We start from the raw sequence: 15,017 nt of genomic DNA, 5'->3' as shown, positions 1-15,017 counted from the left end.
CTCACGGGTTGAGCCACCAGACCGCCGCGTTCAAGGCTGTGGCATAGGCGACCCAGCAGAGATAGGGCACGAAAAGCAGGGCCGCCGTGTGGTCCAGCGGCCAGAAAGTACGAATCGTCGCCGTGATCGCCGCGATCAGGGCGACGATCACCACGAGCCCCGCCAGTGGGCTCTGAGCTCCGAAGAAGGCCCAGGACCACAGGGCATTCAGGGTCAGCTGCAAGACGAAGGCCGTGACGGCCGCGGAGCGGCCGGGCATGCCCTTCGGCAGGGAGAGAATGCGCCAGAACGCATAGGCCATCATGAGATAGAGAAGCGTCCAGACCGGGCCGAAAAGCCAGTTCGGCGGCGTGAAGCCCGGCTTGACGAGATTCGCATACCAGGTCGGAATGTTCGGCGTCGTCGCGATCGACCCCAGGATGCCGGCCGCCGCGACCGGCACGACAGCGATCAGGAACCGTTGGAGGGGCGGCGTCGGCTCGCCCGACAATGTGGAGTCGCCTGGATGCATGATCGTTCGATTCCCTGTAAGTGAATGAGCGCCTTCCCTTTCAGCAACCTATCCCGCCCTTGGAGGTTCCCATGTCGTCATCGCGTCCGCAATGGTCCAAGCGCAGTCTCACGGCGCAGGCCATGGGTCACGTGGATCCGATCACGAAGGCCGTCGTGCCGCCGATCCATGTGGCGACGACCTATATCCGCGACGAGGACAACGCCTATTCCTCGGGCTTCGTCTATGGCCGGCCCGACAACGCCACGATCCGCGAGGCGGAAGGTGTGCTCGCCATGCTGGAAGAGGCAGAGGCGGGAGCATTGCTCTTTTCCTCCGGCATGGCCGCGGCGACCGCCGTGTTTCAGGCCCTCGACCCGGGCGACCATGTGGTGGCCTCCAAGGTCATGTACTGGGCCCTGCGCAACTGGCTCATGACCGAGGCCACCCGCTGGGGCCTCTCCGTCGAATTTGCCGAAACCGACGATCTCGATGCTCTGCGCAAGGCCGTCATTCCCGGGCGCACCAAGCTGGTCTGGGCCGAGACGCCCTCCAACCCGCTCTGGACCATTACCGATATTGCCGGCGCCGCCGAGATCGCCCATGCGGCCGGCGCGCGGCTTGCCGTCGATTCCACCACCGCTTCGCCGGTCCATACGCGCCCTCTGACGCTCGGTGCGGATATCGTCATGCATGCGGCCACGAAAGTGCTCAACGGCCATTCCGATGTCGTGGCGGGTGTCTTGGCCGGGGCCAAGACCGATGCGTTCTGGAACCGAATCGCCACCATCCGCAAGATGCAGGGCGCCATTCTCGGCCCGTTCGAGGCCTATCTTCTCATGCGAGGCATGCGCACGCTGCATCTTCGTGCCGCCGCCCAGGCCAGGAGCGCCATGACGCTGGCCGAGCGCTTCTCGGATCATCCGAAGATCGCCCGCGTGCTCTATCCCGGACTGCCTCAGCATCCCGGCCACGATATCGCCGCCAAGCAGATGGAGGGCGGGTTCGGCTACATGCTGTCCATCCAGTTGACCGAGGGAGAGGCCGCGGCCATTCGCACGGCGGCGCGGGTGACGTTATGGAAGCGCGCGACGTCGCTCGGCGGGGTCGAAAGCCTCATCGAGCACCGGGCCTCAATCGAGGGGCCGGGCACGCCCTGTCCGCCGGATCTGTTGCGGTTGTCCACAGGCATCGAGGACGTGAACGATCTTTTCCAGGACCTCGATGGGGCTCTCCGGTCGTCTTAAAAGACCCTTGTTGATCTTGTCATGAAAGTCGTGTTCTCCTCGGTATAAGGGAATAACATTTGCCAAGGGAAACCATCATGACGTCGTCCTCGATCACCCGCCGCCGCGTTCTGCAAACGGGCGTTGCCGCGGCTGCCGTTGCCGCTCTGCCCCAGACCGGCTGGGGCGCCGATCCGGTCATCAAGCTGCGCGTGCTGGAGACGACCGATCTTCACGTCAACGTCATGCCTTATGACTATTACCGCGACGCCGCCGACGACACGGTCGGCCTGGTGCGGACCGCGACCCTCGTGAAGGCGGCACGGGCCGAGGCGAAGAACAGCATGCTCTTCGACAACGGCGACCTGATTCAGGGCTCGCCCCTGGGCGATTTTGTCGCCTACCGCAAGGGCATGAAGAAGGGCGACGTGCATCCCATGGTCGCCGCCATGAACGTGCTGAACTACGATTGCGGCACGCTCGGCAACCACGAGTTCAACTACGGACTGGAATACCTGCAGAACTCCCTCGGCGCGGCAAAATTCCCGCTGGTCTGCGCCAACGTCGTCAAGGCCAATGGCGAGACGCTGCTGAAGCCCTGGCTCATCCTCGACCGCGAATTCGTCGATGAAGCGGGTGCGAAGCACAAGCTGAAGGTCGGCGTGATCGGCTTCGTGCCGCCGCAGATCGTGCAATGGGACAAGGCTCATCTCGACAACAAGGCCACGACCCTCGACATCGTCGATGCAGCCAACAAGCATGTGCCGGACCTGAAGAAGGCCGGAGCCGACATCGTCGTGGCGCTCTGCCATTCGGGCATTGCCGGTGGCGAGCGCAAGGGCGGCGAAGAGAACGCGGCGCTGTATCTCGCTAAGGTCGAAGGCATCGATGTCATCTTCACCGGCCACCAGCATTTCGTGTTCCCGGGCGGCAAGGAATTCGCCAACATTCCCGGCGTCGATGTCGAGAAGGGTACGCTTCACGGCAAGCCGGCGGTCATGGCCGGTTTCTGGGGCAGCCATCTCGGCCTCGTCGACCTTGAACTCGTGAAGGCGGGCAATGCCTGGAAGGTCGCGAATTTCCGCACCGAGGCACGCCCGATCTACGGCCGCGTCGACCGCAAGATCGTGCCGAAGGTGGAATCGGAGGCGGCTGTCGTCGCGGCGGCGCAGGCCGATCACGACGGCACCCTGAAATACGTGCGCGAGCCCGTCGGCACCACGTCGGTTCCGATTCACTCGTATTTCTCGCTCGTGGCGGACGACGCCTCCGTGAAGCTCGTGGCCGAGGCGCAGGCCTGGTACGTGGCCGATCTTCTCAAGACCACGCCCTACAAGGACCTGCCGCTCCTCTCGGCGGCCGCGCCTTTCAAGGCCGGCGGACGTGGCGGCCCGAACTACTTTACCGAGATCAAGCCCGGTCCGCTCGCCATCAAGGACATGGCGGACATCTACATCTATCCGAACACGGTGCGCGCGGTGAAGGTGACCGGTGCGCAGGTGCGCGAATGGCTGGAGCGTTCGGCGGGCATCTACAACCAGATCGACGTGGCCAAGGGCGGCGAGCAGAATCTGATCAATGACAAGTTCCCGGCCTATAACTTCGACGTGATCGCGGGTGTGCAGTACAAGATCGATCCGACGCAGGCCTCGCGCTATGACGACAACGGCAAGGTTGTCGCGCCCGATGCGCACCGCATCAAGGATCTGACCTACAACGGCAAGCCCGTCGCGGACGATCAGGTCTTCATCGTCGCGACCAACAACTACCGCGCGGGCGGCGGCGGCAACTTCCCCGGCGCCGACGGCAAGACCATCGTGTTCGAGGCGCCCGACCTCACCCGCGATGCGATCATGCGCTACATCATCGAACGCAAGGAAGTGGCGCCGAAGGCGGATGGATCGTGGTCGCTGGTGTCCCCACCCTCGAGCGCCACCGTGATCTTCACCACGGGTCCCAATGCGGCGGCTTATCAGCCGGCCGGGATCAAGATCGAGAAGATGGGCGACGCGCCGGAAGGCTTCATCAAGTATCGCATCGTCGGCTGAGGTTCTTTTTCATCCGATGCGACGGCCAGGCTCTGCCTGGCCGTTTTCGTTTTCGCAGAGCATTTCTTTATAAAAATAAAAGCGGATTCCGGTTGCTGCGGCGGAAATGCGCTTGGCTAAAACGCTTTGGAGTAGCGTGTTTGGCGATGCTTATGGCAGTTTGACGGTGTCTTCCACGTGGTCGTAGTCGGACATGTCGTGCAGGCGCCCACGTTTGGCGGCAACGATCGTCCCGTTGAGTTCGCCGCCGAAGAGGAAGATCGCTCCGAGGGTATAGAGGAAGATGAGAGCCACCATGGCTGTCGAGAGGCCGCCATAGGTGGAGGCATAGGCCCCCGGGTAGAATTCGAGATACCACCCGAAACCGAGGCCGCCGAGGAGCCAGAGCAGGAGCGTCACGCCGACACCGGGCAGGATCGAGAGGAATGACCGTCGTCCGGCAGGGATGAATTTATGCGCGACGATGAGGCCTGCCACGATGATGAGCGTGGCAATGCCGATGCGCAGAAAACCGATCAGGTTGTCCAACGGCTTCAAGGCCGGGATCCAATAGAGCATCCCACGCCAGACGAAAGGCCCGAGCACCACTAGGAGAGCAAGGGCAAGCATCACGAGAGCGCCGCCGATCACGAAGGCGATGGATTCGAGCCGTGTGAGCCACCATGCGCGCGTCTCGCGAAGGCCATAGGCGCGATTGAGGCCGACGCGTAGGCTCTCGACGCCGCTCGATGCGAAATAGAGGGCAAGGACGAGACCCAAGGTCAGAACGTCGCTGCGCCGCCCGGTGAGAATGCGATGAATTTCCCCTGCAATCGGCTCCGCAACCTCCCGAGGCCAAGCCTCGAGAATGATGTTTGTGGCTTCATCCGCTAGGGACCCGGTTCCGAAAAGACCCGCGAGAGCGGTCAGCAGGATCAGGAATGGGAACATCGATGTCAGGACGGAGAGGGCGATATGGCTCGCAATCGCCCAGGCATCGTGCAGCAGGAAGCGATTGGCGGCAATCAGCAGGATTTCGAGATAAAGGCGCAGACGGTTCAAAAGGCATCTCTCCAGACGCTGGAGATGGCGCATCGACAGCGGGAGACAAGGGATGGAGGCATCAGGTGTGCGACGCAAGGGTCGTGCTTGGCATCGGGACCGTACCAATACCGGAACGCACAAAAAAGGCCTCCGCATGGGAGGCCTTTCTCGTATTCGGATACTTCTTGGAGATCAGATGACGAAGAAGTCGGCATAGGTCATCTTGAGACCTTTCTTGAGCGTGGCGATCTCGACCGCCTTGCCTGCACCTGAGCCGTCGGCGTCATAATACAGCACGCCCTTCTTGKYGTCGTAGATCAGGTAATCGTTCTTGTCCTTGGCCTTGTCGCCGATGGTGAAGAAGCCCTTGTTSAGCTTGCCCGGCTTCAGTTCCGTGCCCTTGCCGAGCTTGGGCATGTATTTGTTGTCGAGCCAGATCGTATCGTCCTTGACGGAAAAGTCGGTGATCTTGTCGAAGTTGGTCTTCTTGTTCGCCTTGGTGTCGAACACGAAGATGTCCTTGCCCGACCCGCCGGTCAGCACGTCGTTGCCGAGACCGCCATAGAGCTTGTTGGCTCCGGCGTTGCCCGTGAGCGTGTTGTTGAGCTTATTTCCCGTCAGATTGATCGCAAGCGTGCCGGTGGCAACCACCTTTTGGATACTTTGCGCTCCCGCATTGTAGGTGGCGGTGGTGTACACGGTATTGGTGCCTGACGTGTCGATGATCATGTCATTGACGTCGTCGACATAATAGGTGTCGTTGCCGGCTCCACCCTGCATCGTATCGGCACCAGTGCCGCCGTTGATGACATTGTTGGCCTCGTTGCCGACGATCGTATTGTTGAGATTATTGCCGGTCAGGGAGATGGCATTGTAGGCATTACTCAGAGCCGTGAGGTTTTCGACGTTGGCGCTCAGGACGTAATTCGCCTTGGTGTAGACAATATCCGTGCCTTCACCGGCATTCTCCACAACCTGGTCGTTGCTGACATCGGCATAGTAGATGTCGTTGCCCTTGCCGCCTTGCATCACGTCGACGCCGCCTTTGCCGTCGATCACGTTGTTGGCGTCGTTGCCGATGATGAGATTGGCAGAACTGCTTCCAGAAAGGTCGATTTTGGCGGTACCGGCAACCGCTTTCAGGACTTCGACCTCTCCATCGCCTCTAGCACCTAGGTCGAAGCTGACACTGGTGATGACCGTGTCGTAGCCTTCGCCGGCGCGCTCACGGACATAGTCGGCGGCATTGTCAACGAAATAGAGATCGTTATCTGTTCCGCCCTGCATGTCGTCGGCGCCTACGCCGCCGATCAGGGTGTCGTTGCCAGCCTTTCCGACAAGGATGTCGTTGCCATCGCCGCCTTCAATCAGATTGTTGGCAGTATTGCCGTTAAGCGTATCGCCGAAGGCCGAGCCCATCAGGTTCTCGAAGCCATTGATGTTGTCGCCCTTCTGATCTCCTTCGCCCGTGCCAAAGCCATTGACGAGGCCGTCGGCGCTGTTGAGCGTGACATTCACGCCCATGGCGGCATTGGCATAGGAGAGCGTATCGATACCAGCGCCGCCATTGAGGATGTCGCCTCCGGGACCGCCGATGATCGTGTCGTTACCGTCTGCGCCATCGATGTTGTTGCTGAACTTGTCGCCCGTGAGTAGATTGCCAAGGGCATTGCCAAGAATGCCGCTGTCTTGAGCAGTCTCCATGCCCTCCCAAGTTCCTGGAATAGAAAAATCCAGATCATCGACGCCAAGCGTGAATATTTTTGTAGTTGTGTTGTAGGTGACGGCCATAAAGAATCTCCTATTTGCGAAGCCTGAGTAAGGCTTTTGGTTGGTTTCTCATGAGGCTTGGCGTTACTACCCAAGCGCTACTGGCGCTTTGGTCTCTTTTTGCCAAGTTGATCCGAATCGGGAGTCTTTCATATATTATTACGTAGCGGCTGATAGCCCTGAAAAATGCTCCGTCGCAATCAAATAATATTACATAAATAAACGTTGCGGTGCTTTAACGCACCTCCCTGCCTCCGGCAAAGCAGGAGCTCCCCTTAAGACAGGAAACTGCTTGCAAGGTTTTGGCATGCTTGATGCCAAGAGGGGGGAGCCTCGTGAATCGACAGAGGGCCTCGGACAACCTAGAAGGCCAATCTTCCCTCCCTGCCTTGTCGTTTCTAGAGCTCCCCTGCGTCACCGCTATGAACCCAAACCTCCTCGCCCGCCTCGCGCCGCCGTTATTCGTCGTCATCTGGGCTACGGGCTTCATCGTCGCGCGGATCATTGCACCCTATGCGGAGCCGCTCACGTTCCTGCTGGTGCGCTATCTGCTCGCCATCCTGGTGCTCGGCCTCATCATTTTGGCTGCGCGCGCGTCCTGGCCGAAGACCGTGCGGGACTGGCGCAATAGCCTGATTGCCGGTGTGTTGCTGCACGGCTTCTATCTGGGGGGCGTCTTCTGGGCCGTGAAAAACGGGCTGCCAGCCGGCATCATGGCGCTCGTCGCCGGGCTGCAGCCCCTTGCGACGGGGATCCTGTCGAAGCCGCTCCTGGGTGAGCAGGTCTCACCGCGCCGCTGGGCCGGAATCGGTGCCGGTTTCCTCGGGGCCCTCCTGGTCATATGGCCGAAACTCGGCGACGGTGGCGTATCGCCGGAGGCGCTCGGAGCCGGCATTCTCGCCATGCTGTCGATCACGTTCGGCACCATCTGGCAGAAACGCACCGCCGGTACGCTCGACCTGCGCGTCAATGCGACGATCCAATATATGGGTGCGGCGGCCGTGACCGTGCCGATGGTCCTTTTGACCGAGCAGGGGCGGATGGAGCTGACATTGCCGCTTCTCGGCGCGCTCGCCTGGGCTGTGCTCGGCCTGTCGATCGGGGCTATCGGGCTGCTGCTCTATCTCATCCGGCGGGGAGCCGTCGTCGGGGTCGCGACGCTGCTCTATCTGGTGCCGCCGGTCGCGGCGCTGATGGCCTTCGCTTTGTTCGGCGAGACTTTGAGCACGATCCAGATCATTGGAATGGCTTTTGCGGCGCTCGGTGTCGCGGTCGCAAGCAGAAGTTGACCAAGAAAAAGCCCCAGGCGCGAAGCCTGGGGCCATCGTGAGAAACCGTTTTACTTCGTGATCTTCACGGAGACCGGATCGCTCGCGGGAAAGCTCTCTTCCACGCCATGATCCAGTTTGCGATCAAGGTTTTCCTTCGAGTTCTCGGGCAGCTTCCTATCCTTGATGTCGCTCGTCTTGGGCTGCGACTCTTGGTGGCGAGGCTTATCCTTCATGCGATCTCTCCTGCTCGGGCGGAAACCGCCCATTCCCGGAGACAACGCGTGAAAGCGCCGTCCGATCCCTCGAAACGGAAACGGCGCGCCCATCGGACGCGCCGCTGGAGAATGCGGATGACAGCCGCTCAGCGCGGCTGGCCCTGCTGCGTGTAGACGTAATAATCGAACGGCAGTTCGGCGATGCGGAACCAGGTGTATTCCTTCTCGCGGAACGTGTTCCACGAATCGTACATCTTCTTGAATTTCGGGTTCGAAGCGGCAAGCTCGCCATAGAGCTTGTAGGCTTCCTTGTAGCTCGCATCGAGAATGTCTTTAGGGAAGGCGCGGAGCTGCGCGCCCTGCGCCACGAGACGGCGGATGGCTTCCGCGTTCTCGGCGTCGTATTTCATGACGCACATGGCGTTCGCTTCGGCACAGGCCGCTTCGACGATCGCCTTGTAATGCGCGGGCAGCGCGTTCCACTTGTCGAGATTGACATAGAGCGAGGGCTGCGCCGAACCTTCCCAGAAGCCGGGATAGTAATAGTACTTGGCGACCTTCACGAAGCCGAGCTTCTCGTCGTCGTAGGGGCCGGAGAACTCCACCGCATCGAGGGTGCCGCGCTCCAGCGCCGGATAGATGTCGCCCGCCGCGAGAACCTGCGGCACGACGCCAAGCCGGGACATGATTTGCCCGCCCATGCCGGCGATGCGCATCTTCAGGCCGCTGAGATCCTGCGCGGATTTGATCTCGCTGCGGAACCAGCCGCCCATCTGCGCGCCGGTCTGCCCCGCCGGGAAGGGCATGACATTGTAGTCCTTCATGAACTCGCGCACGAGCTGGAGGCCGCCGCCATACATCATCCAGGCATTGTGATGGCGCACGTTCATGCCCCACGGCATGGAGGTCTCGAACTGGAAGGTCGGATCCTTGCCGATATAGAAGCTCGAAAGCGTATAGCCGCATTCGACCGTACCGTTCTGCACATTGTCGAGCACCTGCAGGCCGCTGATGAGCTCGCCGGCCGCGAAGACCTGGATCTGAAACTTGTTGTCGGTGGCTTCGGCCACGCGCTTGGCGATCTGCGCGCCCGCGCCGTAAAGGGTGTCCAGGCTCTTCGGATAGCTGGAGGCCATGCGCCAGCGGATCTCGGGCTGCGTCTGAGCGATGGCGGGCGAGGCGACACCTGCGGCGGCCGCAAGTCCTGCTCCTTTGAGAATCGTTCTTCTATCCATGGGGTTTCCTCGATCGTCTTGGTTCCATGAGTCCGACAGGCTCGAGCCCTGCATAGAGCGGAAAGACCACGATTGCCATCTCGGTTTCCGTATGGGGAGTTATGCGCGGGGCGGAGGTGTACATGGAAATGGCCGGGATGAATCCCGGCCATGATGAAGAGCGCAAACAGCTCTTTCCGTCATCAATCGCCGTTAGCCTCTCCGCGAATGAGCTTGCCCTTCGGCACGTCCACCACATTGCCTGGCGCGGGCACGCGCCGACGGGATGCGGCGCCGCCCTTCATGCTGGAGCCGCCACTGCCCGATCCCGTCTCGTCATCGGGCCGCGTCGGGCGGGCGGCCGGGCTCTTCTGCGCCGTCGTCGGCACGCTCTCGGCGATTTCCTCGTTCGTCAGGGTCAGGCTGACATCCTCCGCGCCGTTTTCGGGCGGCACGTCCCTGAACGGACGGATGCCCGCATTCGAGCCGCTTCGGACACGTCCGTCGTCGATATGGTCGATGTCGAGTTCCGGATCGAGCTTCTTGCTCGCGCCCATGAGGCCGGTCGCCTTCGCAGCGGCGCGTTTGGTATTGCCGACCTCGTTGCGGGTGGTCGGGCCCGCCACGAATTCCTCGCCGGTCATAGGCGTCGTCAGCTCATCGAGGCCTTCCTCGACACTCGGTTCCGGGGCCTGGCCTCGCTTGTCATGAGCCATGGGATTTTCCTCTCCTACTGTTTGTCGCGGGCCGGGCCCGCCTCTCAAGGGGGCAACGCCCTTTCGGGAGAGGGGGTTCCGGCTTCGCTTGGGCGCAGGGAGGGGTTGTTCCCGGCTCCATCGTCCTCCATCCCGAGCGGTTTTCCGCGCTCAGTCCAGGATTTTCCTCATGAAGAAGCGGGGATAGATCGGCGCCGGGCCGTCGAGCTCGCCGAACACCGCAAAGCCGAATCGCTCGTAGAACGGGCGCGCCTGGAAGCTGTAGGTATCGAGCCACATGTGGCCGCAGCCTCTGCGCCGCGCTTCCGCCTCCGCCGCCTGCATCAGCCGCGAGCCGATCCCCTGGCCGCGCAGGCTCTCCGGCACGACCAGCATGTCGATGTGGAACCCGCCCCATCGCGACTGGGCCCATAGGCCACCGATGGGCTCGCCCGTCTCCGGGTGCGGGATCAGGATCGCGAAATCGCGGTTGTCCGGGGCCCCGACGGCCCCGGTGGTGAAGCGGCGCAGCTCGGCCAGCAGCGCATCATAGGCGCCGGATGGCGGCGCGTCGGTCTCGAAGAGAACCGGTTCCATCGGTGCTGGGTCGGCCTTCATCTCGTGTTTCTCCGGCTCCCCTGACGGTTCCCATGGGGCTCATTTTTACAAGCATCGGCCCATAGACCCGTCAAGGTTGCGACCGGCCGTCGCGTGGGATGGGATGGAGCGCTGCCTCACCGTCATTCCGGGCTCTCGCTCCACTCGCCCCGGAATGACGGTGAGGGGGCCATGACGGCGGGAAAACGGGCTAACCGCGAGAACGATCTCGCTGCTATTCCAAGCCGTCCGGCTTCAGCAGGTCGAGATGGCTGACACCGAGGGCCTGGGCCAATTCATAGAGGGTGACGATTGTCGGATTGCGGCGGCCCTGCTCGAGGCCGCTGAGATATTGCTGGCTGAACCCGGAGCGCTCTTCGATCTGCTCCTGAGTCAGGCCCATTTCCCGTCTGAGGCGGGCGAAGTTCTGTCCGACGAGCTTGCGCATATCCATGCACAAGGAAGTGGGCTGTCTGCTGGACGAAGTTTATCAACTATAATATGTATTCACCGGAGCGCTCGTTACCAGGGGCGCGCTTCCGAGGTCACTCCGGTGAGGCGAACGACAGAACTTGATCGAGCCATTGGCGCGCGCTTGCGGCTTGCGCGCAACCAGGCGGGGCTTTCGCAAACCACTGTTGCGAATGCTCTTGGGATCACGTTTCAGCAACTGCAAAAATACGAGAAAGGCACCAATCGAATCTCGGCCTCTATGCTGGTTCGGGCCGCGAAAGCCCTGGGAATCGCGCCTACCGCTCTTCTGGTCGATGCGGCTTTTGATGACGCAGCACCCATGCCCCTCCTCAACAAAACGACCATTCAGATCGTGGTCGCCTTTCAGTCTCTGCCTCCTGACATGCGGCATGTCGTTGTAGAGCTTGTGGAGGCCATTGCGCGAAGGAGCGCTACGGTTTCCTGATCCTCGTCGTCATGCCCGCGCTTGTCGCGTGTATCCACGCCTTTATCGCGGTGCGGTTCCAAAGCGTGGACAGCTGGGACAAGAAAGAAGCGGTATGCGTTGCCGACTTTCTTCGCGAAATGTCTTGCTTAGGCAGAATGTGCGGCCTCACAGGTGACGCGCAAGTATTCCTGTTTGAACCCGAGGACTACGCCTTCGACTACTCAATGTCAGAGAGCGGCGTGGTTGTTCTTGGCTCACCGTTTCGGGATCCGCACACTAATGCCGGATCCCGGACCGGGAGGGATTCCAAGCGCCGTTTCGACGCCGATACTCTTCCGCACGTCCGTCAGGAGGATATCAGGGTCAACGAGTAGTCCGATCTTCTCTTCGGACTCTGGCCGAGGCTCCTTAACGGGTTTCGCCCGATATACTTCAAGGCGCGGAATGCTGTTCGCGAGCGCTTTACGGCTAAGACCGCGCGCGTAGTATCGATTGAACTCGCTCTCGGCTAGCACTTCAGCCGCGTTGTGGGGCACCTTTGCTTGGATGACCCGACTGTTCGCCAACTGGCGTTGTGTGGTGTGGTTGAAGGCTGCTGACCTCCGCAATTCAGCCGCTAACGTATCATCTGACCCTGAACGCGCCGCTTCACGGAGGAGATCAGGCCAGTCGCCCTGAGCCCGCTGGGTCAGATATGAACTCAGGTAGATCTTGTCGGACCCGACATCCATGTCGATTTCTTCGACCATGAACTGGCGCGTCTCCGCGTCCAAGTTCTCGTAACTCAAGCCCATTATCCTCCCCCTATATATTTAGAGGGGTATCGAACCATGGCCGTTCTTAGGAGTCGAGTCCCATGATTCGTAAAGTATATAATCGCCAAACAAAAAAGCCCCGCAGTTTCCCGCGGGGCTCTCTCTTCTCGAAACAAACCAGCCTAATTCAACCGCACGCCCTGCGGCGCCTTTTCCGCAGTCTTGCCGACCGCGACGTCGCCGATGGTCAGGCCCATGGGGCCTGCATGGACCGGCACGGTTTCGCCGTCCTTGATCTCGCCGGAGAGGATGAGTTCCGCCAGCGGGTCCTGGACGTGCTTCTGAATCACGCGCTTCAAGGGGCGCGCGCCATAGGCCGGGTCGTAGCCCTTGTCGGCGAGCCAGTCGCGGGCTTCCGCGTCGACGGACAAGGTGATCTTGCGCTCGTCGAGCAGCTTCTGGAGCCGCCCGAGCTGGATGTCGACGATGGCGCCCATCTCGGTCCGCTTCAGCCGGTGGAACAGGATGATCTCGTCCACGCGGTTGAGGAATTCGGGCCGGAAATGCGAGCGCACCACCGCCATCACTTCGCCGCGCACCGCATCGGTATCCTCGCCTTCATGCTGGGCCACGAGATATTCCGAGCCGAGATTCGAGGTCATGATGATGAGCGTGTTGCGGAAGTCCACGGTGCGGCCTTGCCCGTCCGTGAGGCGTCCGTCGTCGAGCACCTGCAGCAGCACGTTGAACACGTCCGGATGCGCCTTCTCGATCTCGTCGAACAGCACCACCTGATAGGGCCTGCGGCGCACCGCTTCGGTCAGCGCGCCGCCTTCCTCATAGCCCACATAGCCGGGAGGCGCGCCGATGAGGCGGGCGACCGAATGCTTCTCCATGTATTCCGACATGTCGATGCGCACGAGCGCGCTGTCGTCGTCGAACAGGAAGCCCGCGAGCGCCTTGGTCAGCTCGGTCTTGCCGACGCCCGTGGGGCCGAGGAACATGAACGAGCCCATGGGCCGGTTCGGATCCTGCAGACCCGCGCGGGCACGGCGCACGGCGGTCGAGACCGCCTCCACCGCCTCGCGCTGGCCGACGACGCGCTTAGCCAGTTCCTCCTCCATGTGGAGCAGCTTCTCGCGCTCGCCCTCCAGCATCTTGTCGACAGGCACGCCGGTCCAGCGGGAGACGACCTGCGCCACGTGGTCGGGCGTCACCGCCTCCTCCATCATGCCTGAGCCGTTCTCCACTGCTTCCGTCTCGGCGAGTTCCTTCTCCAGCTGCGGAATGACGCCATAGGCAAGCTCGCCCGCGCGCTGATACTGGCCCTGGCGCTGGGCTGAGGCGAGTTCGTTGCGCGCGTCGTCGAGCTTCTTCTTCAATTCCGCCGCGCGACCGAGCTTGTCCTTCTCCGCCTTCCAGCGGGTGGTGATGGCGTCGGAACGTTCCTGTAGTTCCGCCAACTCCTTCTCAAGGCGTTGCAGCCTGTCCTTCGAGGCCGCATCGGTCTCCTTCTTCAGGGCCTCCGCTTCGATCTTCAGGCGCACGATCTCGCGGTCGATGGTGTCGAGTTCTTCCGGCTTCGAATCCACCTGCATGCGCAGGCGCGAGCCCGCCTCGTCGACGAGGTCGATGGCTTTGTCGGGCAGGAAACGGTCGGTGATGTAGCGGTTCGACAGGGTCGCCGCCGCAACCAGCGCGCTATCGGTGATGCGCACGCCGTGGTGCTGCTCGTATTTCTCCTTCAGGCCGCGCAGGATCGACACCGTGTCTTCCACGGTAGGCTCGTTGACGAAGACGGGCTGGAACCGGCGTGCCAGCGCCGCATCCTTTTCCACGTGCTTGCGGTATTCATCGAGCGTGGTCGCGCCGACGCAATGCAGCTCGCCGCGGGCAAGGGCGGGCTTCAGGAGGTTCGACGCATCCATCGCGCCATCGGCCTTGCCGGCGCCGACGAGCGTGTGCATCTCGTCGATGAACAGGATGATGCCGCCATCCGCTGCCGTGACTTCGTTGAGCACGGCCTTCAGGCGCTCCTCGAACTCGCCGCGATATTTCGCGCCCGCGATCAGCGCGCCCATGTCGAGGGCAAGCAGTTGCTTGTCCTTCAAGGATTCCGGCACGTCACCATTGACGATGCGAAGCGCCAGCCCCTCGACGATGGCGGTCTTGCCGACGCCGGGCTCGCCGATGAGAACGGGATTGTTCTTCGTGCGCCGCGACAGAACCTGGATCGTGCGGCGGATTTCCTCATCGCGGCCGATCACCGGATCGAGCTTGCCCTCGCGGGCTGCTTCCGTAAGGTCGCGGGCATATTTTTTCAGCGCATCATAGGCGTTTTCCGCCGTCGCGTTGTCGGCGGTGCGGCCCTTGCGGAGCGCGTTGATGGCAGCGTTCAGCGTCTGCGGCGTCACGCCGGCCTGAGCCAGAATCTTTCCGGCTTCCGAATCCTTGTCCATGGCGAGCGCGAGCAGCATGCGCTCGACGGTGACGAAGGAATCGCCCGCCTTCTCCGCCGTCTTCTCGGCGGTATCGAAGAAGCGCATCAATTCGCGCGTGGCCTGCGGCTGTGCGGCCGCGCCTGAAACCTTCGGCTGCTTGGCGAGCCATTGCTCCACTGCGGCATGAGCCTCGCGGGAGCGGCCACCGGCCCGGTCGATGAGACCGGCGCAGAGACCTTCCGGATCGTCGAGCAGCACTTTGAGCATATGGCCGGGGGCCAGCTGCGGATGGCCTTCGCGCATGGCCAGATTCTGGGCCGCCTGCACGAAGCCGCGCGCACGCTCGGTGTATTTCTCGAAATTCATATGTC

14 protein-coding genes are annotated in these 15,017 nt (G+C 61.8%); 4 read left to right on the top strand and 10 right to left on the bottom strand.

The annotated features are described in order from the left end of the window. Window position 1 precedes the first annotated feature (1 nt). Window positions 2-511 (bottom strand): TspO/MBR family protein, encoded by a 510-nt coding sequence (locus tag AB4Y97_RS09740; RefSeq protein ID WP_441998839.1) that lies wholly within the window; start codon window positions 509-511, stop codon window positions 2-4. A 71-nt stretch (window positions 512-582) separates the two neighbouring features. Between AB4Y97_RS09740 and AB4Y97_RS09735 the strand changes: the two genes are divergently transcribed. Continuing rightward, the gene (locus AB4Y97_RS09735; protein ID WP_441998838.1) at window positions 583-1,737 is read left to right on the top strand and encodes a trans-sulfuration enzyme family protein; all 1,155 of its coding nucleotides are present in this window, start codon (window positions 583-585) and stop codon (window positions 1,735-1,737) included. A gap of 77 nt (window positions 1,738-1,814) precedes the next feature. Beyond that, complete coding sequence (locus AB4Y97_RS09730) at window positions 1,815-3,764, top strand: bifunctional 2',3'-cyclic-nucleotide 2'-phosphodiesterase/3'-nucleotidase (protein WP_441998837.1); 1,950 nt, start codon at window positions 1,815-1,817, stop codon at window positions 3,762-3,764. Between the two features lie 150 nt (window positions 3,765-3,914). On the opposite strand, the gene AB4Y97_RS09725 is transcribed toward AB4Y97_RS09730, so the two are convergent. Both AB4Y97_RS09725 and AB4Y97_RS09720 read right to left on the bottom strand, forming a co-directional pair. Further along, entirely contained in the window at window positions 3,915-4,805 is an 891-nt protein-coding gene (locus tag AB4Y97_RS09725) for a YihY/virulence factor BrkB family protein (protein ID WP_441998836.1), read from the bottom strand. Window positions 4,806-4,979: 174 nt separating this feature from the next. Next, window positions 4,980-6,491 carry a calcium-binding protein gene (locus tag AB4Y97_RS09720; RefSeq protein ID WP_441998835.1) on the bottom strand — a complete coding sequence of 504 codons (1,512 nt, stop codon included), beginning with the start codon at window positions 6,489-6,491 and terminating at the stop codon, window positions 4,980-4,982. 488 nt (window positions 6,492-6,979) lie between these two features. Between AB4Y97_RS09720 and AB4Y97_RS09715 the strand changes: the two genes are divergently transcribed. After that, on the top strand, window positions 6,980-7,846 hold the full coding sequence (locus AB4Y97_RS09715) for a DMT family transporter (RefSeq protein WP_441998834.1): 867 nt from the start codon (window positions 6,980-6,982) through the stop codon (window positions 7,844-7,846). Between the two features lie 50 nt (window positions 7,847-7,896). Here the strand turns inward: AB4Y97_RS09715 and AB4Y97_RS09710 are convergent, their stop codons facing one another. From AB4Y97_RS09710 to AB4Y97_RS09690, 5 genes are all read right to left on the bottom strand, one after another. Then, on the bottom strand, window positions 7,897-8,061 hold the full coding sequence (locus AB4Y97_RS09710; protein ID WP_441998833.1) for a hypothetical protein: 165 nt from the start codon (window positions 8,059-8,061) through the stop codon (window positions 7,897-7,899). 128 nt (window positions 8,062-8,189) lie between these two features. Further along, the gene (locus tag AB4Y97_RS09705; protein ID WP_441998832.1) at window positions 8,190-9,278 is read right to left on the bottom strand and encodes a TRAP transporter substrate-binding protein; all 1,089 of its coding nucleotides are present in this window, start codon (window positions 9,276-9,278) and stop codon (window positions 8,190-8,192) included. Window positions 9,279-9,460: 182 nt separating this feature from the next. Then, the gene (locus AB4Y97_RS09700; protein WP_441998831.1) at window positions 9,461-9,973 is read right to left on the bottom strand and encodes a hypothetical protein; all 513 of its coding nucleotides are present in this window, start codon (window positions 9,971-9,973) and stop codon (window positions 9,461-9,463) included. Between the two features lie 150 nt (window positions 9,974-10,123). After that, entirely contained in the window at window positions 10,124-10,570 is a 447-nt protein-coding gene (locus AB4Y97_RS09695; protein WP_441998830.1) for a GNAT family N-acetyltransferase, read from the bottom strand. Between the two features lie 214 nt (window positions 10,571-10,784). Further along, window positions 10,785-11,003: a helix-turn-helix domain-containing protein gene (locus AB4Y97_RS09690; protein ID WP_441998829.1), complete on the bottom strand. Its 219-nt coding sequence runs from the start codon at window positions 11,001-11,003 to the stop codon at window positions 10,785-10,787. Between the two features lie 141 nt (window positions 11,004-11,144). On the opposite strand from AB4Y97_RS09690, the gene AB4Y97_RS09685 reads away from it, so the two are divergent. Beyond that, window positions 11,145-11,468: a helix-turn-helix domain-containing protein gene (locus AB4Y97_RS09685; RefSeq protein ID WP_441998828.1), complete on the top strand. Its 324-nt coding sequence runs from the start codon at window positions 11,145-11,147 to the stop codon at window positions 11,466-11,468. A 236-nt stretch (window positions 11,469-11,704) separates the two neighbouring features. Here the strand turns inward: AB4Y97_RS09685 and AB4Y97_RS09680 are convergent, their stop codons facing one another. Together AB4Y97_RS09680 and clpB are read right to left on the bottom strand one after the other, a co-directional pair. Then, on the bottom strand, window positions 11,705-12,238 hold the full coding sequence (locus AB4Y97_RS09680) for a hypothetical protein (protein WP_441998827.1): 534 nt from the start codon (window positions 12,236-12,238) through the stop codon (window positions 11,705-11,707). Between the two features lie 149 nt (window positions 12,239-12,387). Beyond that, a complete protein-coding gene (clpB, locus tag AB4Y97_RS09675; RefSeq protein ID WP_441998826.1) occupies window positions 12,388-15,012 on the bottom strand; it encodes an ATP-dependent chaperone ClpB in 2,625 nt (874 codons plus the stop codon). Between the last annotated feature and the right edge of the window lie 5 nt (window positions 15,013-15,017).

It is taken from the genome of Microvirga sp. 2TAF3 (assembly GCF_052114965.1).
GTDB lineage: Bacteria > Pseudomonadota > Alphaproteobacteria > Rhizobiales > Beijerinckiaceae > Microvirga.
The sequence above is the reverse complement of the archived record's forward strand: the minus strand, read 5'-3'. Positions and strand labels throughout refer to the sequence as shown.

What these genes read in the sequence shown, in the direction of transcription:
- AB4Y97_RS09740 (WP_441998839.1), bottom strand. Translation starts at nt 511, where the DNA reads ATGCATCCAGGCGACTCCACATTGTCGGGCGAGCCGACGCCGCCCCTC.
- AB4Y97_RS09735 (WP_441998838.1), top strand. Translation starts at nt 583, where the DNA reads ATGTCGTCATCGCGTCCGCAATGGTCCAAGCGCAGTCTCACGGCGCAG.
- AB4Y97_RS09730 (WP_441998837.1), top strand. Translation starts at nt 1,815, where the DNA reads ATGACGTCGTCCTCGATCACCCGCCGCCGCGTTCTGCAAACGGGCGTT.
- AB4Y97_RS09715 (WP_441998834.1), top strand. Translation starts at nt 6,980, where the DNA reads ATGAACCCAAACCTCCTCGCCCGCCTCGCGCCGCCGTTATTCGTCGTC.
- AB4Y97_RS09710 (WP_441998833.1), bottom strand. Translation starts at nt 8,061, where the DNA reads ATGAAGGATAAGCCTCGCCACCAAGAGTCGCAGCCCAAGACGAGCGAC.
- AB4Y97_RS09705 (WP_441998832.1), bottom strand. Translation starts at nt 9,278, where the DNA reads ATGGATAGAAGAACGATTCTCAAAGGAGCAGGACTTGCGGCCGCCGCA.
- AB4Y97_RS09700 (WP_441998831.1), bottom strand. Translation starts at nt 9,973, where the DNA reads ATGGCTCATGACAAGCGAGGCCAGGCCCCGGAACCGAGTGTCGAGGAA.
- AB4Y97_RS09695 (WP_441998830.1), bottom strand. Translation starts at nt 10,570, where the DNA reads ATGAAGGCCGACCCAGCACCGATGGAACCGGTTCTCTTCGAGACCGAC.
- AB4Y97_RS09690 (WP_441998829.1), bottom strand. Translation starts at nt 11,003, where the DNA reads ATGGATATGCGCAAGCTCGTCGGACAGAACTTCGCCCGCCTCAGACGG.
- clpB (WP_441998826.1), bottom strand. Translation starts at nt 15,012, where the DNA reads ATGAATTTCGAGAAATACACCGAGCGTGCGCGCGGCTTCGTGCAGGCG.